The organism is Streptomyces sp. NPDC003456, assembly GCF_042878735.1.
GTDB lineage: Bacteria > Actinomycetota > Actinomycetes > Streptomycetales > Streptomycetaceae > Streptomyces.
In genome coordinates this window covers 146,548-163,453 of the sequence record NZ_JBIAOK010000002.1, presented here as the reverse complement: position 1 = coordinate 163,453, position 16,906 = coordinate 146,548, and the positions used below count along the sequence as shown (strand labels likewise).

Here is a 16,906-nt window from a genome sequence, read left to right as displayed (position 1 = left end):
CCGCGGCTCCTTGCTCGCTCAGAACTATTTCGTCATGCCGGTTTACAAATTAGTATGCTCACACGTCCTGGGAAGAGACAAGGTGCCTGCGACCACAGGCACGTGCCGCGCGGAGTAGGGAGAAACCCCATGTCAGCAGCCGAGGGGCCGCTCGTCGTCGGCGTGGATTCGTCCACCCAGTCCACCAAGGCACTGGTCGTCGACGCGGCCACCGGCCGGGTCGTCGCGAGCGGCCAGGCGCCCCACGCGGTCACCTCGGGAGCCGGACGCGAGAGCGATCCGCGCCAGTGGTGGGACGCGCTCCGCGAGGCGCTGCACCAGTGCGGCGAGCCGGCGCACGAGGCCGCCGCGGTCTCGGTCGGCGGACAGCAGCACGGTCTGGTCACCCTGGACGGCCGGGGCGAGCCGGTGCGGCCCGCCCTGCTGTGGAACGACGTGCGCTCGGCGCCCCAGGCGCGCCGGCTGACGGAGGAGCTGGGCGGGGCGAAGGTCTGGGCCGAACGCACCGGAAGCGTTCCGACGGCGTCCTTCACGGTCACCAAGTGGGCGTGGCTGGCCGAGCACGAACCGGAGGCGGTCCGTGCCACGAAGGCCGTGCGCCTCCCCCACGACTACCTGACCGAGCGGCTCACCGGGCAGGGCACGACCGACCGCGGCGACGCCTCCGGCACGGGCTGGTGGTCCTCCGGCAACGAGGGGTACGACGAGGACATCCTGGCGCGCGTGGGCCTGGACCCGGCGCTGCTGCCGCGTGTGGTGCGGCCGGGCGAGATCGCCGGTACGGTCCGCGACAGCCATGATCTGCCGTTCTCCAAAGGCACCCTGGTCGCTCCCGGCACCGGCGACAACGCCGCCGCGGCTCTGGGTCTCGGGATCCCCCCGGGTGTCGCGGTGATGAGCCTCGGCACCTCGGGCACGGTGTACGCGGTGTCCCGGCGGCGGCCCGCCGACCCGACGGGTACGGTGGCGGGCTTCGCCGACGCGCGCGGCGACTGGTTGCCGCTGGCCTGCACCCTCAACTGCACGCTCGCCGTGGACCGGGTCGCCACGCTGCTGGGTCTGGACCGCGAGGCCGTCGAACCGGGCACGGCCGTCACACTGCTTCCGTTCCTGGACGGCGAGCGCACCCCGAACCTGCCCCACGCCGCCGGGCTGCTGCACGGCCTGCGCCACGACACCACGGCCGGCCAGCTCCTCCAGGCCGCCTACGACGGTGCCGTGCACTCCCTGCTCGGTGCTCTCGACCTGGTGCTCGACGAGGACGCGGACCCCGCGGCGCCCCTGCTGCTGATCGGCGGGGGCGCCCGGGGCACGGCCTGGCAGCAGACCGTGCGCCGCCTGTCGGGGCGTCCGGTGCAGGTGCCCGAGGCGAAGGAGCTGGTGGCCCTGGGCGCCGCCGCCCAGGCCGCCGGGCTGCTGACCGGCGAGGACCCGGCGGCCGTGGCGCGGCGCTGGGACACCGCCGCCGGTCCGGTGCTCGACGCCGTGGAGCGGGACGAGGAGACGCTGGCCAGGATCGCCGGGGTACTCTCCGACGCGGCTCCGCTGCTGGAGCGTCCCACCCGCACCGACTGAGGACTGGCTCAGGCATGACCGCACCGCTGCACGAGGCCCGCTCCACGGGGCGGCGACGCGCGCTGCCCGACACGCAGCAGGGCATGCGCCGCCGCAATCTCGCCCGCGTCATGCACGCGGTGCGGGCCGAGGGCCCGCTGTCGCGCGCCGCCGTCGCCTCCCGGATCGGCCTGACCCGGGCCGCCGTCTCGACGCTCGTCGACGAACTCGTCCGCGCGGGACTGCTGGAGGAACTGGGGCCCGAACGGCCCGGCCGGGTGGGCCGGCCCGGCTCCGCGCTCGCCGTCAGCGGACGCGGGCCGGCCGGGATCGGAGCGGAGGTCGGCGTGGACCACCTCGCCGTCTGCGCCGTCGACCTCACCGGCGCGACCCGTGCACGAGCGATACGGCAGGGGGCGAACCGCGGCCGCTCCCCCGAACCGGTGATCGCGGAACTGACCGGACTGATCCGCCGGGTCGTGTCCGAGGCGGAGAACGAGGGGCTGTGGCCGGCGGGTCTGGCGGTGGCCGTGCCGGGTCTGGTGGCACGCGACGCCCGGACCGTGGTGCGCGCACCGAACCTCGACTGGCACGACATCGACCTCGGTGCGCTGCTGCCGGCGGACCTGGCGCCCACCGTGGACAACGAGGCCAACTTCGGCGCTCTGGCCGAACTCTGGCTCGGTGAAGGTGAAGGTGCAGGTGCAGGTGCAGGTGCAGGTGAAGGCAGACCGCGCGACTTCCTGCACGTGTCGGCGGAGATCGGCATCGGCGCCGCGCTCGTCGTGGACGGCGGGCTGCTGCGCGGGGCTCGCGGTTTCGCGGGCGAGCTGGGTCATGTGCCGGTCCGTCCCGACGGGCCCGCCTGCGTGTGCGGCGGTCGCGGCTGCCTGGAGCAGTACGCCGGTGAGGAGGCCGTGCTGCGGGCGGCCGGCCTGGAGCCCGGCCGGGACCGCGTGGGAGTGCTCGCGGGCCGTGCCGCCGAAGGCGACGAGAACGTCCGGCACGCCCTGCGGGACGCCGGGTCCGCGCTCGGGATCGCCCTGACCGGAGCAGTCAACCTGCTGGATCCGGAGAGCGTCGTGCTCGGCGGGGAACTGTCCGGGCTGGCGCCGTGGCTCCTGCCCTCCCTGCGGGACGAGCTGGCGCGGCGCACGGCCGGCCCCGCCTGCCCGGTGTCCGTGTCGCGGCTCGGCCCCGAAGGCCCGCTGCTGGGGGCCGCGCACTCGGTGGTGCGGGCGGTTCTGGACGACCCGGCGGCGTACGCCGGGCGGCCTTGAGATGTTCTGAGGCGGCATCGAGGGCGGTTCCCGCCCCGCACGCACCCCTCACCCGAGGCCCGCAATGCCCCGTACGGGTGAGGCAGTTGTCCACATCACCGGCCCTGTCCACGGCTTCGTGACGCTTTCCTCCGGCCACCCGCCGGGCGCCGTAACTTGATCGACGCGAGCCGCACCCAGCGCGGCCCGCAGCCACCCTGTCGATCGCACGGCACCGTCCGCCGGACCCGGAAGGACTCCGCATGAACCGCACGACACTCTGCCCCAGCAGGCGAGGCGTCCTCATGGGCGCCGCCCTGACCGCCGTCCCCTCCGCCTTGTTCCCGGGACGGGCCGCCGCAGCCGGGCCACGGACCGTCGACCACCCCGGATCCGCGTGGCACCCGGCGAGCCGGTCCAACTACACGCCGTCGAACCGTCCTCGGGGCCGTCCGGTGGACCACGTCGTCATCCAAGTCGCGCAGACGACCTACGCCGGCACCCTGCGGGTCTTCCGCGATCCGCGCGAGAACGTGTCCGCCCACTACGTCGTGCGGTCGTCGGACGGGCGGGTGGCGCAGTGCGTACGCGAGTCCGACATCGCCTGGCACGCGGGGAACTGGGACTACAACACCCGCAGTATCGGCATCGAGCACGAGGGGTGGGTGGACCGGCCCGGGTACTTCACCGACGTCATGTACGAGCGGTCGGCCCGGCTCACCGCGGCGGTCTGCGCCCGGTACGGCATCCCCCGCGACCGCGCGCACATCATCGGCCACCACGAGGTACCCGGCAGCGACCACTCGGACCCCGGCCGGCACTGGGACTGGAAGCGCTACCTCAGACTCGTCCGCGACCGCCCCTGACCTCGGGCCCCCGCGCTCCCGACCACCTCACGGCCCGGTTACGAATCGCTCAACCCCTGGTTGCGGCCCGGTGATCGAGCGACGATAGGGCCATGAGTCTGGCCCAGCGCGCCATGGAGCGCCTGCAGGCCTGGCCCGACCTCACGGCGGGCCCGGCGAGTTGCGGTACCGGACGGGCGCTCCGCTCCGTCCACGACGAGATCGTCCACTTCCACTCGGCCCGGGACGTCGATCTCCATCTCACGGACCGGGCCATACGGCGGTTCCACCACAACCTCTCCGGATCGAGCGCGATCCACCTGGTGCCGGGATCGGGCTGGGTGACCGTCCACCTCGACTGCGAGGCGGACGTCGACCTGCTGCTCAGCCTGCTGAGCATCGCCCTCAAGGCCCACCAGAGCCCGTCCGCCGACCGGGGGCCGCGGCTGGCCGGGTGCAACTTCCACAGGGTGAGGGTGCTCCCGCGGGACGCCGTCGCGGGCGGCTGAGCCTTGCCGGAGAAGGGGGAGGACATGGCGGACCCCGTCCACGCGGAGGACGTCAACGCGCAAGTCTGGGAGGCATACGGGGCACACCACCTGCGGCGGGGCACGGAGCTGCCGGAGGCGGAGCGGATCGACTGGGGCTTCGAGGGCGGCGGGCCGGGCACCGGCATCCTCGGGCAGCTGACGGGGCGTCGCGTGCTCGACCTCGGATGCGGCACGGCGCGGCACGCCGCCCACCTGGCCCGGACCCACGGCGCGCAGGTGGACGCGGTCGACAGCTCGAAGGGGCAGTACGAGCGGGCCCGCACCAGGTACGGCTCGGTGCCCGGACTGCGGCTGATCCTGGCCGACGCCGTGCAGCACCTGCACGCGGCGGAGCCGTACGACGTGGTCTACTCGGTCAACGCCGTGCCGTACATCGATCCGCACCGGCTGCTGCCCGCCCTGGCCGGTGCGCTGAAGCCGGGCGGCAGACTCTGCTTCACGGTGCTGCACAGCAACTCGGCCGGTGACGGGCCGTCGGACCGGGTCCGCGCGCGGCCCGAGACGCTGCGGCCGGCCGGCGGCGATGACGTCACGGTCCACATGTGGGTGCTCACACGGGAGCTGTGGACGGAGCTGCTCACCGAGTACGGACTGCGGGTGGAGCGGGTCGACGTCCTCGACACGCCGCAGGAGGACAACCAGGCGTCCTACCTGCTGTTCCAGGTGACCCGTCCCGTCCGTGTGTCCTCCCGGCCGCGCGTGGGCAAGCCGCCGCCCGCCCACGCGGCACTCGGGGTCGGTGCCGTGCTGCACGGTCCGCGCGGTCTGCTGCTGGGCCGGCACCGGCGCGGGACGTGGGAGCTGCCCGGCGGGACGGTGGAGCCGGGCGAGTCGCTGCGGGAGACGGTCGTGCGCGAACTGCGCGAGGAGACCGGGGTCGAGGCCCGGCCGGGGGACGTCCGGCTGCTGGGGACGCTGCTGGACGAGGTGGGCGGTGTGGTCCGGATGACCGTGGCGGCCGAGGTCACCGCCTGGCGGGGCGAGCCGGCGGACCAGCCCGGGGAGAGCGTGGGCCGCTGGCGCTGGTTCGCCCTGGACCGGCTGCCGGAGCAGTTGTTCGTGTGCAGCGCGCAGGCCCTCACCGCGTGGCGGCCCGGCCTGCCCGTCGACCACGCCCCGGCGCACTGGACGCCGTACGCCACCGGGACGGGCGACAGCTGACGCACCCGGAGGGGTGTGATTTTTCAGCCGTTCCCGCGTGGCCGCCGTCGAGCCGGCCCCGCCCGCCCCCCTGGTCTGGTGCACTGCCCCGGAAGGTCCCGACGGTCGACGAGGCATCAGGGGGCACGGTGGCAGGTCGTCACAAGCGGTACGGGGCAGGCAGATCGGTCCTGGCGTTCCTCACGGCGTTCGGTGCGCTGGCCGGTGCGGGCCTGGCGGGGGCGGCCCCGGCCGACGCCGTCCAGAAGCGCGCGCGGGTGGCGCCGGGCGTCACCTACGAGGAGTTCGACATCGACGCGGCCAAGGGGGTGGCGCACGCGCACGTGCTCAGGGTGGACCTCGCCCACCCGCAGGTGCGGGTGGACCTGCTCCACCCCGGAGCGGTGGCCTCCCGGGCGCAGGTCTCCCGGATGGCCGACGCCCAGGGGGCGGTCGCCGGTGTCAACGGCGACTTCTTCAACATCAGCGAGGCGCAGCACCCGGGCGTGGAGGTGACGGGGGCGAGCGTGGGGCCGGCGATCGCGGCGGGACGGAGCCTCAAGGCGGCGGTGCCGCAGGGGCAGCGGTTCGGACCCGCGCTGCCGCCCGGCACCACGACCGAGGACGTGTTCGCCGTGGACACCGACGGGCGGGCGCGTCTGGACCGGCTGGCCCTGGACGGCTCGGTCCGCACGGCCGACGAGCAACTCCCGCTCGGCGGGCTCAACCAGTACGCGCTGCCGGTCGGTTCCGTCGGCGCGTTCACCTCCGAGTGGGGAAGCGTCTCGCGCAAGCGCGCCACGTGCGGCACGGACACGGACCGGGCGGCGCCGTGCAGCACCGACACGTACGAGGTGACGGTCCGCGACGGGGCCGTGGTGTCGGCGGCCGACACTCCGGGTGGCGGGCCCATCGCCGCGGGGACCACGGTGCTGGTGGGGCGGGAGGCGGGCGCCCGGCAGTTGCGTGAGTTCGCCGTCGGCGAGGAGGTCGGGATCGAGCACCGTCTGGTGGCGGCCACGGACGGCGCCGCCTACCGCCTCGCGCTGGGCGGCTATCCGGTGCTCAGCGGCGGGAGTCCGCTGCCGGGCCTGGACGACACCACGTCGGCCGTGCGGACGGCCGTGGGGATCGCGGACGGCGGGCGGCGCCTGCTGCTGCTCGCGCTGGACGGGGCCGCCGCCCACCGCACCGGGCTGACGATCGCCGAGGTCGCCGGGACCATGCGGAAGCTGGGCTCGGACGACGCCTTCAGCCTGGACGGCGGCGGATCGTCGACGCTCGTCGCCCGGAGTGCGGGCGCGAGCGCCGTCTCGGTGCGCAACCATCCCAGCGGCGGTGCCGAACGGGCCGTGCCCAACGGCATCGGCGTGTTCTCCGGGGCGTGATGTCAGGGCCGCAGTCCGCTGACGATGTCCGCCGTCGCGGTGAGGCCGCTGTGGATGGTCGGGGCGATGCTGGTGCTGGCCAGGGAGAACCCGAGCAGCAGGCAGACCAGCGCATGGGAGACCTTCAGGCCGCCGTTGCGCAGGAAGATCACCGCCAGGATCGAGAGCAGCAGCACCACAGAGATGGAAATGGCCATCGTCGACTCCTCCGCCACGCCGCCTTGTCCGGTTCACGGCGTTCGGCCGCAAGTGTGGCGTAGCGGAGGGTTCGTCCGTGCGGCTGGCCTGTCCGCCGAACGTGTGGTGTCCCGGCGATCGCGGCGGCGCTACCGCCTGCGCCGGGCGTCCAGGAACGCCTCCAGTCCGGCGAGGTCGTCGGTGTTGAGGTGATCGACGCCTGCGGCCAGCAGCTCGCTCCACACGGCGTCGCGGGCGGGACCGGGCAGGTCGGGGGTCGCCCAGAACCGCACCCTCTGCCCGCGCCGGTGGGCGGTCGTGACGATGCCGCGCAGCTTGAGCCGCTCGGCGTCGGGAAAGGCGCCGACGCCCTGCCAGGTGAAGTTGAGCGTCCAGTTGTCGCTGACGAGCGGGATGAGCGAGGCCGGCGCCTGGCTGCCGAGGTCGGTGAGGCGGCCGTCGTAGAAGGCGCGCCGGACCGGCTGGGCCGCCAGGGGAGCGCGGGCCGCGCGGTCGCCGGAGACCACCACGGTGACCGGACCGGGCAGCACCCGCCCGTGGGCGTACGTGGTGAACAGGTGCCGGTGGCGCCGCAGATGACGGTCGAGCGCGAGGTAGGTCGAGGAGCCCTCGGTCTTGAGGTCGACGAGCAGTTGCAGGGAGCGGCGGTGACCGCGGTACACCGAGCCGTGGTGGGCCCGTACCCGGGCGGCGAGCGGGTCGAGGTAGAGGGACTCCAGGGTGCGGGAGGGGTCGAGGTCGGCCGGGTCGTGCGCGACGAGGAGCCGGTCGCCGACGAGGTGGATGTCGGCCTCGATGCTGCCGAAGCGGTGGTCGAGGGCGTCGAACAGGGGGCGGGGGTGCTCGTAGTCGTTGTGGGCGTGGGCGCGCCACAACGGGCGGGGCCGGTGCCGGTGTTCGCCGGCCAGGGCGTCGGCGGCGGGGAGGGCGACCGCGCCCGCGAGGGCGGCGCCGAGGGTGGTGAGGGCTCTGCGTCGGGTGGTGAGGGCCATGCTCTGCCTCCCTGGAAGTGCCGTACGGGAACCCTGTGAGTATGGGGTCCCGGGCGGCTCAACCAGCAGGCAGGTGCACAGAGTTGGCCGGTCTGCCGTCGTGTGTTCACTCGCCGGGCCGGGGGCGCAGCGAGAAGCCCGCCCCGGGTGGGGCGGGCTTCAGTGCTGCTGCCCGGGCTGGTGGCGGGTGCCGGCCGGACGGGGCTCAGGGGGCCTGGAGGTCGACCAGCGCGGCCAGGGCCTGCCGGTGGGCGCCGGCCGTGCCGTGGACGAGCGAGTCGGCCTTGGCGCGCTTCAGGTAGAGGTGCGCCGGGTGTTCCCAGGTCATGCCGATGCCGCCGTGCAGTTGCACCGCTTCCTCGGCGGCGTGGACGGCCACGGGTGCCGCGTAGGCCTGGGCGACCGCGACGGCGATGTCGGCGTCCTGGCCGGTCGCCAGGGCGTCGGCGGCGTTGCGGGCGGCCGCGCGGAGGTTGACGACCTCCAGCCACAACTGGGCGAGGCGGTGCTTGAGCGCCTGGAAGCCACCGACGGGCCGGTTGAACTGCTTGCGTTCCTTCAGGTAGCGGACGGTCTCCGTCAGCGTCCATTCGGCGAGCCCGAGCTGCTCGGAGGCGAGCAGCCCGGCACCGGCGCGCAGCGCACGGCGCACGGCGGGCTCGGCGTCGCCGAGCAACCTGCCCGGCGCACCGGCCAGTTCGATCGTGGCGAGGGGCCGGGTCAGATCGAGGGAGACCTGCGGGGTGATGCTCGCGGCAGCGGCGTCGACCGCGTACAGGCCGCCGTCGTCGGCGGGTACGAGCAGCACGTCTGCGACGGCGGCGTCGGCGATGCCGGTCAGTGCGCCGTGGAGCTGGCCGTTGTCGTGCCGCACGGTCCGGTGGGCGGCGCCCGGGGCGGTGCTCAGGGCGACCGCGAGGGCGCCGATCGCCGTGCCGGTGGCGAGGTCGCGCAGCAGGTCGTCCGCGCCGCAGGCGAGCAGCGCCTCGGTGGCGACGACCGCGCTCGTCAGGTAGGGCACGGGCGCGACCGCGCGGCCCAGTTCCTCCAGCACGACGGCGGCTTCCCGGTGGGTGGCGCCCTGGCCGTCGAGTTCCTCGGGCACCAGCAGGCCGGCCAGGCCCATGCCGTCGGTGAGGGACTTCCACACGGCCAGGTGGTGCGGGGTGTCCGACTCCGTGCGGGCGATGACGCCGGGGGCGTCGCAGTGGTCGGTGAGCAGACCGCGGACGGCCGCACGGAGCGCCTCCTCCTCCTCCGAGTACAGCAGATCGCTCATCGGGCCAGGTCCTTCCAGGCGACGTCCTTGTCGGTGCGCGGCTCGGGGGGCAGTCCGAGGACGCGCTCGGCGACGATGTTCAGCAGGACCTCGCTGGTCCCGCCCTCGATGCTGTTGCCCTTGGAGCGCAGGTAGCGGTAGCCGGCCTCACGGCCGGTGAAGTCGACCAGTTCCGGGCGGCGCATGGTCCAGTCGTCGTACAGCAGGCCCTCCTCGCCGAGGAGTTCGACCTCCAGGCCGCTGATCTCCTGGTTGAGGCGGGCGAAGGCCAGTTTCATGCCGGCGCCCTCGGGGCCGGGCTGGCCCGCGACGAGCTGCTGGCGCAGCCGTTCGGCGGTGAGGCGGGAGACCTCGGCCTCCACCCAGAGCTTCAGCAGCCGCTGGTGCAGGTCGTGGGTGCGCAGCTCGGGCCGCTCGCGCCAGGTCGCCGAGACGGGGCCGATCATGCCGCCCTCGCGGGGCAGGCGCATGCCGCCGATGGCCACGCGCTCGTTGTTCAGCGTGGTCTGCGCGACCTTCCAGCCGTCGCCGACCTCGCCGAGGCGCCGGGTGTCGGGAATGCGGACACCGGTGAGGAACACCTCGTTGAACTCGGCCTCGCCGGTGATCTGCCGCAGCGGCCGCACCTCGACGCCCGGGTCGGTCATGTCGCACACGAAGTAGGTGATGCCGCGGTGCTTGGGCACGTCCGGGTCGGTGCGGGCGATGAGGATGGCCCAGCGGGCCACGTGGGCGCTGGACGTCCAGACCTTCTGCCCGTCGACCACCCACGTGTCGCCCTCGCGCACGGCGCGCGTGCCGAGGGCGGCGAGGTCGGAGCCGGCGCCGGGTTCGCTGAACAGCTGGCACCAGACCTCCTCCCCGGTCCACAGCGGCTGCAGGTAGCGCCGCTTCTGCTCCTCGGTGCCGTACTGCAGGATCGTGGGCGCGGCCATGCCGAGGCCGATGCCGATGCGCCGCGGGTCGTTGTCGGGCGCCTTGGCCGCGGCGAGTTCGGCGTCGACGACGGCCTGCAGGGAGCGGGAGGCGCCGAGGCCGCCGAGGCCCTGCGGGAAGTGCACCCAGGCCAGCCCGGCGTCGAAGCGGGCCCGCAGGAAGTCGAGGCGGTCGGTGGAGGCCGGCGGGTGGGCGGCCAGGAACTCCCGGGTCTTCGCGCGCAGTTCCTCGGGGGTCATGCCGACTCCTCCATGACGACGGCGACACGGCCGGTGGTGCGGCCGTCGGCCACCTTCTGCACGGCGTCGGCCGCTCCGGCGAGCGGCACCCGCTCGCTGACCAGCGGCTTGATCGCGCCCCGGGCGGCCAGGTCGGTGAGCTGCTCGTGGCAGTGCCGGACGAGCTTGGGGTCCTTGGTGTTGTACAGGCCCCAGTGCAGGCCCAGGATCGAGTAGTTCTTCACCAGGGCGTGGTTGAGGGCCGGGCTGGGGATGGTGCCGCTCGCGAAGCCGACCACGACGATCCGCCCCTCGAAGGCGACGGTCTTGGCGGACTGGGTGTAGGCCTCGCCGCCGACCGGGTCGTAGATCACGTCGGCGCCGCGACCGCCGGTGGCCTCCTTGACGGCGGCGACGACGTCCTCGGAGCGCCGGTCGATCACGGCGTCGCAGCCCAGCTCGCGGGCGACGGCCGCCTTCTCGGGGCCGCCGACGACACCGATGACGGTGGCGCCGGCGGCCTTTCCGAGCTGCACGGCCGCGCTGCCGACCCCTCCTGCGGCAGCGTGGACGAGCAGGGTCTCGCCGGCCTCCAGACCGGCCCGGCGGTGCAGGCCGAACCAGCCGGTCTGGTAGCCGATGTGCAGGGCTGCGGCCTCGGCGTCGTCGAGGGTGTCGGGCGCGGGCAGCAGGGCGGCGGAGTCGGCGAGGGCGTACTCGGCGAACCCTCCGTGGGGCAGGGCCGGGTTGGCGATCACCCGGCGGCCGTCCTCGGTCTCGCCGCAGATCTCCACGCCGGGGGTGAACGGCAGCGGCGGCCGGATCTGGTAATGGCCGCGGCACAGCAGGGCGTCGGGGAAGTTGACGTTGGCCGCGCGGACCTTCAGCAGCACCTGACCGTCACCGGGGGTGGGCGGCTCCGCGTCCTCCAGGCGCATCACCTCACCCGGTTCGCCGTTCTCGTGCACGTGCCATGCCTGCATGCGGGGCCTCCACGGGGGACTGCTTCGTCTGACCGGGGTCGGTTCGCATACTAAGCGGTCGCTTGCTCATCGGGGAACAGCCTTCCGCGGAAAGGTGCCGCCGGGCGCCTGTCGCGTGCGTCACGGCCTCTTCGGCCGCGCCCGCACGTGCATCCGCTCCCCCTGCGGGCCGAACAGGCTGAGGAACTCCACGGGCCCCTCCCCCGTCGAGCCGAACCAGTGCGGCACCCGGGTGTCGAACTCGGCGGCCTCCCCCGCTGTGAGCACCACGTCGTGCTCGCCCAGCACCAGGCGCAGCCTGCCGGACAGCACGTACAGCCACTCGTAGCCCTCGTGGGTGCGCGGGTCGGGCTCCGGTCGCCGCTGCGGTTCCAGCACCTTGTAGGCCTGCAGGCCGCCGGGCTGCCGGGTGAGGGGCCAGTGGGTGCGCCCGCCCCTGACGATCGGTTCGGAACGCACCCGCGGGTCACCGGCGGGCGGGGCCCCGACCAGGTCGTCCAGGGCCACCTGGTGGGCGCGCGCGATCGGCAGGAGCAGTTCCAGACTGGGCTTGCGCAGACCGGACTCAAGCCGCGACAGGGTGCTGACGGAGATGCCGGTGGTCTCCGACAGCGCCGCCAGGGTCACCTCCCGCTCCCTGCGCATCTGCCGCAGTCTCGGGCCGACGCCCGCCAGTACCTCGTCCGTCGTCATGTGCGTATTGCAGGTTCGGCAAAGACGTTTGTCAATCCCGGGGGTCCGAGCGACGCTCGGCGGCGGAGGTGGTCACCATGACCGAGAAGTACGCAGTGGTCGTCGTCGGCGGAGGCGCGGCCGGCCTGTCCGCGGCGCTGGTGCTGGGCCGGGCCCGGGTCCGCACGCTGGTCGTCGACGCGGGCGAGCCGCGCAACGCGCCCGCCGCGCACATGCAGGGCTACCTGTCCCGCGACGGCATGCCGCCCGCCGAGTTCCTGGCCGCCGGGCGGGAGGAGGTCGCCCGCTACGGCGTCGAGCAGGTGCGGGACCGGGTGGTGGAGGTGGGACGGGACCGGGACTTCACCGTGGTCCTGGCCGGAGGCCGGACGGTGCGGGCCCGCCGCCTGGTCGTCGCCACCGGGCTCGCGGACGAGCTGCCCGACGTGCCGGGACTCGCCGAGCGGTTCGGCCGGGACGTGCTGCACTGCCCCTTCTGCCACGGCTGGGAGGTGCGGGACGAGCCGTTCGGGGTGCTGGCGGCGAGCCCGGCGAGTGTGCACCAGGCGCTGATGGTGTCGCAGTGGTCCAAGGACGTGCGGTTCTTCCTGCACCGGGTCGCCGAGGAGGAGCTGACCGACGTCGACCTGCGCCGGCTGTCCGCCGCCGGGGTGGAGGTGGTGCCCGGCGAGGTGGCGGGCCTGGTGGTGGAGGACGACCGGCTCACCGGCGTCCGGCTGGCCGACGGCACGGTCCATGCCCGTTCGGTGCTGTTCGCCGGGCCCCGGCCGGTGCCGCGGACGGGTTTGCTGGAGCGGCTGGGCGCCGAGCTGCACGAGACGCCCTTCGGCGCGTACCCGGTGGTCGACGCGACCGGCCTGACGACCGTGCCGGGCGTGTGGGCGGCGGGCAACGCGATCGGCTTCGCCGAGCAGGTCGTGCACGCGGCGAGCGGCGGCTACCGCGCGGCTGCGGCCATCGTCGGGGACCTGCTGATGACGGACCTCGACGCGGCCGTCCAGGGGTAGGGCCTGTCGTTTGGATCATGGCGCAGGGCATCGGCAGCACCTGTGAACGCCGGTGAGCGGGGCCTGGTGCGTGCAGCTGCAAGGCGGAGGAGGGAGTCGATGCGGAGCATCGGCGAGTGACGACAACGCGGCAGATGCGCGTGCCAGGCCCCGCGTCTGCGTCATGATCCAAACGACAGGCCCTAGGGGCACCCCTCGGCGCCCGCGGCCGCACCCGGCACCCCTGGTCGCACGTCGCACCCGGCACCCCTGGTCGCACCGCACCCGGTAACCGGGCCCGCTTCCCTACCCGCCACCGCACCCCGGCCTCCGGGGCTCCGGCCCGGCCAGGTCCGTCCCGGCCCTTCCCGTCCCGGCCGTCCGGGTGTAGACGTGGCTTCCGCGGTGCACCATGACTGCATGCTTCTGCATCGGCTCGCCCGAGTGTCCCAGGAGGTCGCCGCCACGTCCGCGCGGTCGAGGAAGACGGCCCTGCTCGCGGAGCTCTTCCGGGACGCGGAGGCGGAGGACGTGCCCATCGTCATCCCCTACCTGGCCGGGCGGCTGCCGCAGGGCCGGATCGGCGTCGGCTGGAAGGTGCTGGGCCGGCCGGTCGCCCCGGCCGCCGAACCCGGCCTGACCGTGCGGGACGTCGACGCCCGGCTGTCCGCACTCGCCGAGGTGTCCGGTCCCGGGTCGCAGGCCGAGCGCACCCGGCTGGTCGGGGAGCTGATGGGTGCGGCCACCGAGGCCGAGCAGCGGTTCCTGCTCGGGCTGCTCACCGGCGAGGTCCGCCAGGGCGCGCTGGACGCGGTGGCGGTGGAGGGCCTGGCCCAGGCGACCGGGGCGCCCCCGGCGGACGTACGCCGGGCCGTGATGCTCGCGGGCTCCCTGCAGTCGGTCGCCGAGGCGCTGCTGTCGGACGGGCCCGCCTCCCTGGAGCGGTTCCGGCTCACCGTCGGCCGCCCGGTGCTGCCCATGCTGGCGCACAGCGCCTCCTCGGTCGCCGAGGCGGTGGACAAGCTCGGCGCCTGCGCGGTGGAGGAGAAGCTCGACGGCATCCGGGTCCAGGTGCACCGGGACGGCGGCACGGTGCGGCTCTACACCCGCACGCTCGACGACATCACCGACCGGCTGCCCGAAGTGACGGCCGCCGTGCTGGAGTTGAAGGGCGAACGGTTCATCCTGGACGGCGAGGTGATCTCCTTCGGCGAGGACGGACGCCCCCGTTCGTTCCAGGAGACCGCGGGCCGGGTCGGCTCGCGCACGGACGTGGCGACGGCCGCCCGGGCGGTGCCCGTCTCCCCGGTCTTCTTCGACGCGCTGTCCGTCGACGGCCGTGACCTGCTGGACCTGCCGTTCACCGAGCGGCACGCGGAACTGGCCCGGCTGGTCCCCGAGCCGATGCGGGTGCGCCGCACGCTGGTCTCCGGCGCCGGCGACACCCCCGCGGCGGAGGAGTTCCTGGCCGCGACCCTGCGGCGGGGTCACGAGGGGGTGGTCGCCAAGGCGCTGGACGCCCCCTACAGCGCGGGCCGGCGCGGTGCGTCCTGGCTGAAGGTCAAGCCCGTCCACACCCTCGACCTCGTCGTCCTGGCCGCCGAGTGGGGCCACGGCCGCCGCAGCGGCAAGCTCTCCAACCTCCACCTGGGCGCCCGAACGGCCGACGGCGGTCTCGCCATGCTCGGCAAGACCTTCAAGGGCATGACCGACGCGATGCTCACCTGGCAGACGGAGCGCCTGCAGCAGCTCGCCGTCGAGACGAACGGCCACGTCGTCGAGGTCCGCCCGGAACTCGTCGTCGAGATCGCCTACGACGGCCTGCAGCGCTCCACCCGCTACCCGGCCGGCGTCACCCTCCGCTTCGCCCGCGTGATCCGCTACCGCGAGGACAAGCGCCCCGAGGACGCCGACACCGTCGAGACGCTCCTGGCGGCCCACCCGGAGGTGAGGCCGTGAAGCGCAGCGCCGGCCTGCTGCTGCACCGCCCGTCCGCGCGGGGCCGGGAGGTCCTGCTCGGCCACATGGGCGGCCCCTTCTACGCCCGGCGCGACGCCGGCGCCTGGACGATCCCGAAGGGCGAGTACGAGCCCGGCGAGTCCCCCTGGGCGGCCGCCCGCCGCGAGTTCGAGGAGGAGCTGGGACTGCCCCCGCCCGCCGGGGAGGCCGTCGCCCTGGGCGAGGTGCGGCAGACCAACGGCAAGACCGTCACCGCCTGGGCGATCGAGGCCGACCTCGACCCGGCCGGCATCGCGCCCGGCACCTTCCGCATGGAGTGGCCGCCGCGCTCCGGGCGGATCCAGGAGTTCCCCGAGCTGGACCGGGTCGCCTGGTTCGGTCTCGAACAGGCCCGTGCGGTGATCATCACGGCCCAGGCCGCGTTTCTCGACCGGCTGGCGGAGCACTCGCCCTGAGGAGGCACTCCCGCGTTGCGGTCCCCTCCGCCGCGCGGGAAGGTCGAGACACAGCGCGCACCGAGGGAGGTCGGCCATGCCCATCGCGACGGTGAACCCGGCGAACGGCGAGACGCTCAAGACGTACGAGGCCATGGGCGAGGAGGAGATCGAGCGCCGGCTCCAGCTCGCGGAGGCCACGTTCCGCACGTACCGCACGACGTCCTTCGAGGAGCGCGCCCGGCTGCTGCACCGGGCGGCCGACCTCCTGGAGGAGGACCAGCAGGACATCGCCCGGGTGATGACCACCGAGATGGGCAAGCCGATCCAGCAGGCCCGGGCCGAGGCCGCCAAGTGCGCCAAGGCCATGCGCTGGTACGCGGACCACGCCGAGGAACTGCTCGCGGACGAGCAGCCCTCCGACGCCGACGTCAAGGACTCGGGCGCCTCCCGCGTCCTGGTGCGCTACCGGCCGATCGGCCCGGTGCTCGCGGTCATGCCGTGGAACTTCCCGCTCTGGCAGGTGATCCGCTTCGCGGCTCCCGCGCTGATGGCGGGGAACGTGGGGCTCCTCAAGCACGCCTCGAACGTCCCGCAGACCGCCCTCTACCTCGAGGACCTCTTCCACCGGGCGGGCTTCACCGAGGGCTGCTTCCAGACCCTGCTGATCGGCTCGGCGGCGATCGACGACATCCTGCGCGACGAGCGCGTCAAGGCCGCCACCCTCACCGGCAGCGAGCCGGCCGGCCGCGCGGTCGCCTCCACCGCCGGGGAGATGATCAAGAAGACGGTGCTGGAGCTGGGCGGCAGTGACCCGTTCGTGGTCATGCCGTCCGCCGACATCGACCGGGCGGCGCAGGTCGCGGTGACGGCCCGGGTGCAGAACAACGGGCAGTCGTGCATCGCCGCCAAGCGGTTCATCGTGCACACGGACGTCTACGCCGCCTTCGCCGAACGGTTCACCCAGGGCATGAAGGCGCTGAAGGTCGGCGACCCGATGTCCGACGACACCGAGGTCGGACCGCTCTCCAGCGAGCAGGGACTGCGCGACCTGGAGGAACTGGTCGACGACGCGGTGCGCAGCGGGGCCCGGGTGCTGTGCGGTGGCGAACGGCCCGAGGGGCCGGGCTGGTACTACAGGCCGACGATCCTCGCCGGCATCGACCGCGAGATGCGCATCCACCGGGAGGAGGCGTTCGGGCCGGTCGCCACGCTGTACCGGGCGGCGGACCTGGACGAGGCGGTGCTGATCGCGAACGACTCGCCGTTCGGGCTGAGTTCCAACGTCTGGACGCGCGACGAGGCGGAGAGGGACCGGTTCGCCCGGGACCTGGAGGCCGGAGGCGTGTTCTTCAACGGGATGACGGCCTCGCATCCGGCGTTCCCGTTCGGCGGTGTGAAGCGGTCCGGCTACGGGCGTGAGCTGTCCGGGCACGGAATCCGCGAGTTCTGCAACATCACCACGGTTTGGCACGGTGCGTGAGTGATGCG

Annotated in this window: 16 protein-coding genes; 10 read left to right on the top strand and 6 right to left on the bottom strand. The window is 74.0% G+C overall.

Annotated features, from left to right (window positions below; genetic code table 11):
* Positions 1-129: 129 nt before the first annotated feature.
* The 6 genes from xylB (at position 130) to ACFYWG_RS06265 (ending at position 6,737) form a co-directional block, all read left to right on the top strand.
* Complete coding sequence (xylB, locus tag ACFYWG_RS06290; RefSeq protein WP_383504490.1) at positions 130-1,575, top strand: xylulokinase; 1,446 nt, start codon at positions 130-132, stop codon at positions 1,573-1,575.
* Positions 1,576-1,589: 14 nt separating this feature from the next.
* The gene (locus ACFYWG_RS06285; protein ID WP_389199650.1) at positions 1,590-2,834 is read left to right on the top strand and encodes an ROK family protein; all 1,245 of its coding nucleotides are present in this window, start codon (positions 1,590-1,592) and stop codon (positions 2,832-2,834) included.
* Positions 2,835-3,076: 242 nt separating this feature from the next.
* Positions 3,077-3,679 (top strand): N-acetylmuramoyl-L-alanine amidase, encoded by a 603-nt coding sequence (locus ACFYWG_RS06280; RefSeq protein ID WP_389199648.1) that lies wholly within the window; start codon positions 3,077-3,079, stop codon positions 3,677-3,679.
* Between the two features lie 92 nt (positions 3,680-3,771).
* Positions 3,772-4,167 (top strand): luciferase family protein, encoded by a 396-nt coding sequence (locus ACFYWG_RS06275; protein WP_376326246.1) that lies wholly within the window; start codon positions 3,772-3,774, stop codon positions 4,165-4,167.
* A 24-nt stretch (positions 4,168-4,191) separates the two neighbouring features.
* Positions 4,192-5,370 (top strand): NUDIX domain-containing protein, encoded by a 1,179-nt coding sequence (locus ACFYWG_RS06270; RefSeq protein ID WP_389199645.1) that lies wholly within the window; start codon positions 4,192-4,194, stop codon positions 5,368-5,370.
* A gap of 128 nt (positions 5,371-5,498) precedes the next feature.
* Positions 5,499-6,737, top strand: a complete 1,239-nt coding sequence (locus ACFYWG_RS06265) for a phosphodiester glycosidase family protein (protein ID WP_389199643.1) — start codon at positions 5,499-5,501, stop codon at positions 6,735-6,737.
* Positions 6,738-6,739: 2 nt separating this feature from the next.
* On the opposite strand, the gene ACFYWG_RS06260 is transcribed toward ACFYWG_RS06265, so the two are convergent.
* The 6 genes from ACFYWG_RS06260 to ACFYWG_RS06235 all read right to left on the bottom strand — a co-directional run bounded on the left by ACFYWG_RS06260 (position 6,740) and on the right by ACFYWG_RS06235 (position 12,036).
* Entirely contained in the window at positions 6,740-6,934 is a 195-nt protein-coding gene (locus tag ACFYWG_RS06260) for a hypothetical protein (protein ID WP_333929917.1), read from the bottom strand.
* A gap of 129 nt (positions 6,935-7,063) precedes the next feature.
* Positions 7,064-7,927, bottom strand: a complete 864-nt coding sequence (locus ACFYWG_RS06255) for a phosphatidylinositol-specific phospholipase C/glycerophosphodiester phosphodiesterase family protein (RefSeq protein WP_389199640.1) — start codon at positions 7,925-7,927, stop codon at positions 7,064-7,066.
* Between the two features lie 205 nt (positions 7,928-8,132).
* Complete coding sequence (locus ACFYWG_RS06250; protein ID WP_389199638.1) at positions 8,133-9,206, bottom strand: acyl-CoA dehydrogenase family protein; 1,074 nt, start codon at positions 9,204-9,206, stop codon at positions 8,133-8,135.
* Positions 9,203-10,381 carry an acyl-CoA dehydrogenase family protein gene (locus tag ACFYWG_RS06245; RefSeq protein ID WP_389199636.1) on the bottom strand — a complete coding sequence of 393 codons (1,179 nt, stop codon included), beginning with the start codon at positions 10,379-10,381 and terminating at the stop codon, positions 9,203-9,205. The genes ACFYWG_RS06250 and ACFYWG_RS06245 overlap by 4 nt, the downstream gene beginning before the upstream one ends.
* Positions 10,378-11,343 carry an NADPH:quinone oxidoreductase family protein gene (locus tag ACFYWG_RS06240; protein ID WP_383504463.1) on the bottom strand — a complete coding sequence of 322 codons (966 nt, stop codon included), beginning with the start codon at positions 11,341-11,343 and terminating at the stop codon, positions 10,378-10,380. The genes ACFYWG_RS06245 and ACFYWG_RS06240 overlap by 4 nt, the downstream gene beginning before the upstream one ends.
* Before the next feature lie 120 nt (positions 11,344-11,463).
* A complete protein-coding gene (locus ACFYWG_RS06235) occupies positions 11,464-12,036 on the bottom strand; it encodes a helix-turn-helix domain-containing protein (RefSeq protein WP_389199634.1) in 573 nt (190 codons plus the stop codon).
* Between the two features lie 77 nt (positions 12,037-12,113).
* Between ACFYWG_RS06235 and ACFYWG_RS06230 the strand changes: the two genes are divergently transcribed.
* The 4 genes from ACFYWG_RS06230 (at position 12,114) to ACFYWG_RS06215 (ending at position 16,898) form a co-directional block, all read left to right on the top strand.
* A complete protein-coding gene (locus tag ACFYWG_RS06230; protein ID WP_389199632.1) occupies positions 12,114-13,043 on the top strand; it encodes an NAD(P)/FAD-dependent oxidoreductase in 930 nt (309 codons plus the stop codon).
* A gap of 399 nt (positions 13,044-13,442) precedes the next feature.
* Positions 13,443-14,981 (top strand): ATP-dependent DNA ligase, encoded by a 1,539-nt coding sequence (locus ACFYWG_RS06225; RefSeq protein WP_383504457.1) that lies wholly within the window; start codon positions 13,443-13,445, stop codon positions 14,979-14,981.
* Positions 14,978-15,436, top strand: coding sequence for an NUDIX domain-containing protein (locus ACFYWG_RS06220; protein WP_389199629.1), 459 nt, complete (start codon positions 14,978-14,980; stop codon positions 15,434-15,436). The genes ACFYWG_RS06225 and ACFYWG_RS06220 overlap by 4 nt, the downstream gene beginning before the upstream one ends.
* Positions 15,437-15,512: 76 nt before the next feature.
* On the top strand, positions 15,513-16,898 hold the full coding sequence (locus ACFYWG_RS06215) for an NADP-dependent succinic semialdehyde dehydrogenase (protein WP_389199627.1): 1,386 nt from the start codon (positions 15,513-15,515) through the stop codon (positions 16,896-16,898).
* The last annotated feature ends 8 nt before the right edge of the window (positions 16,899-16,906 follow it).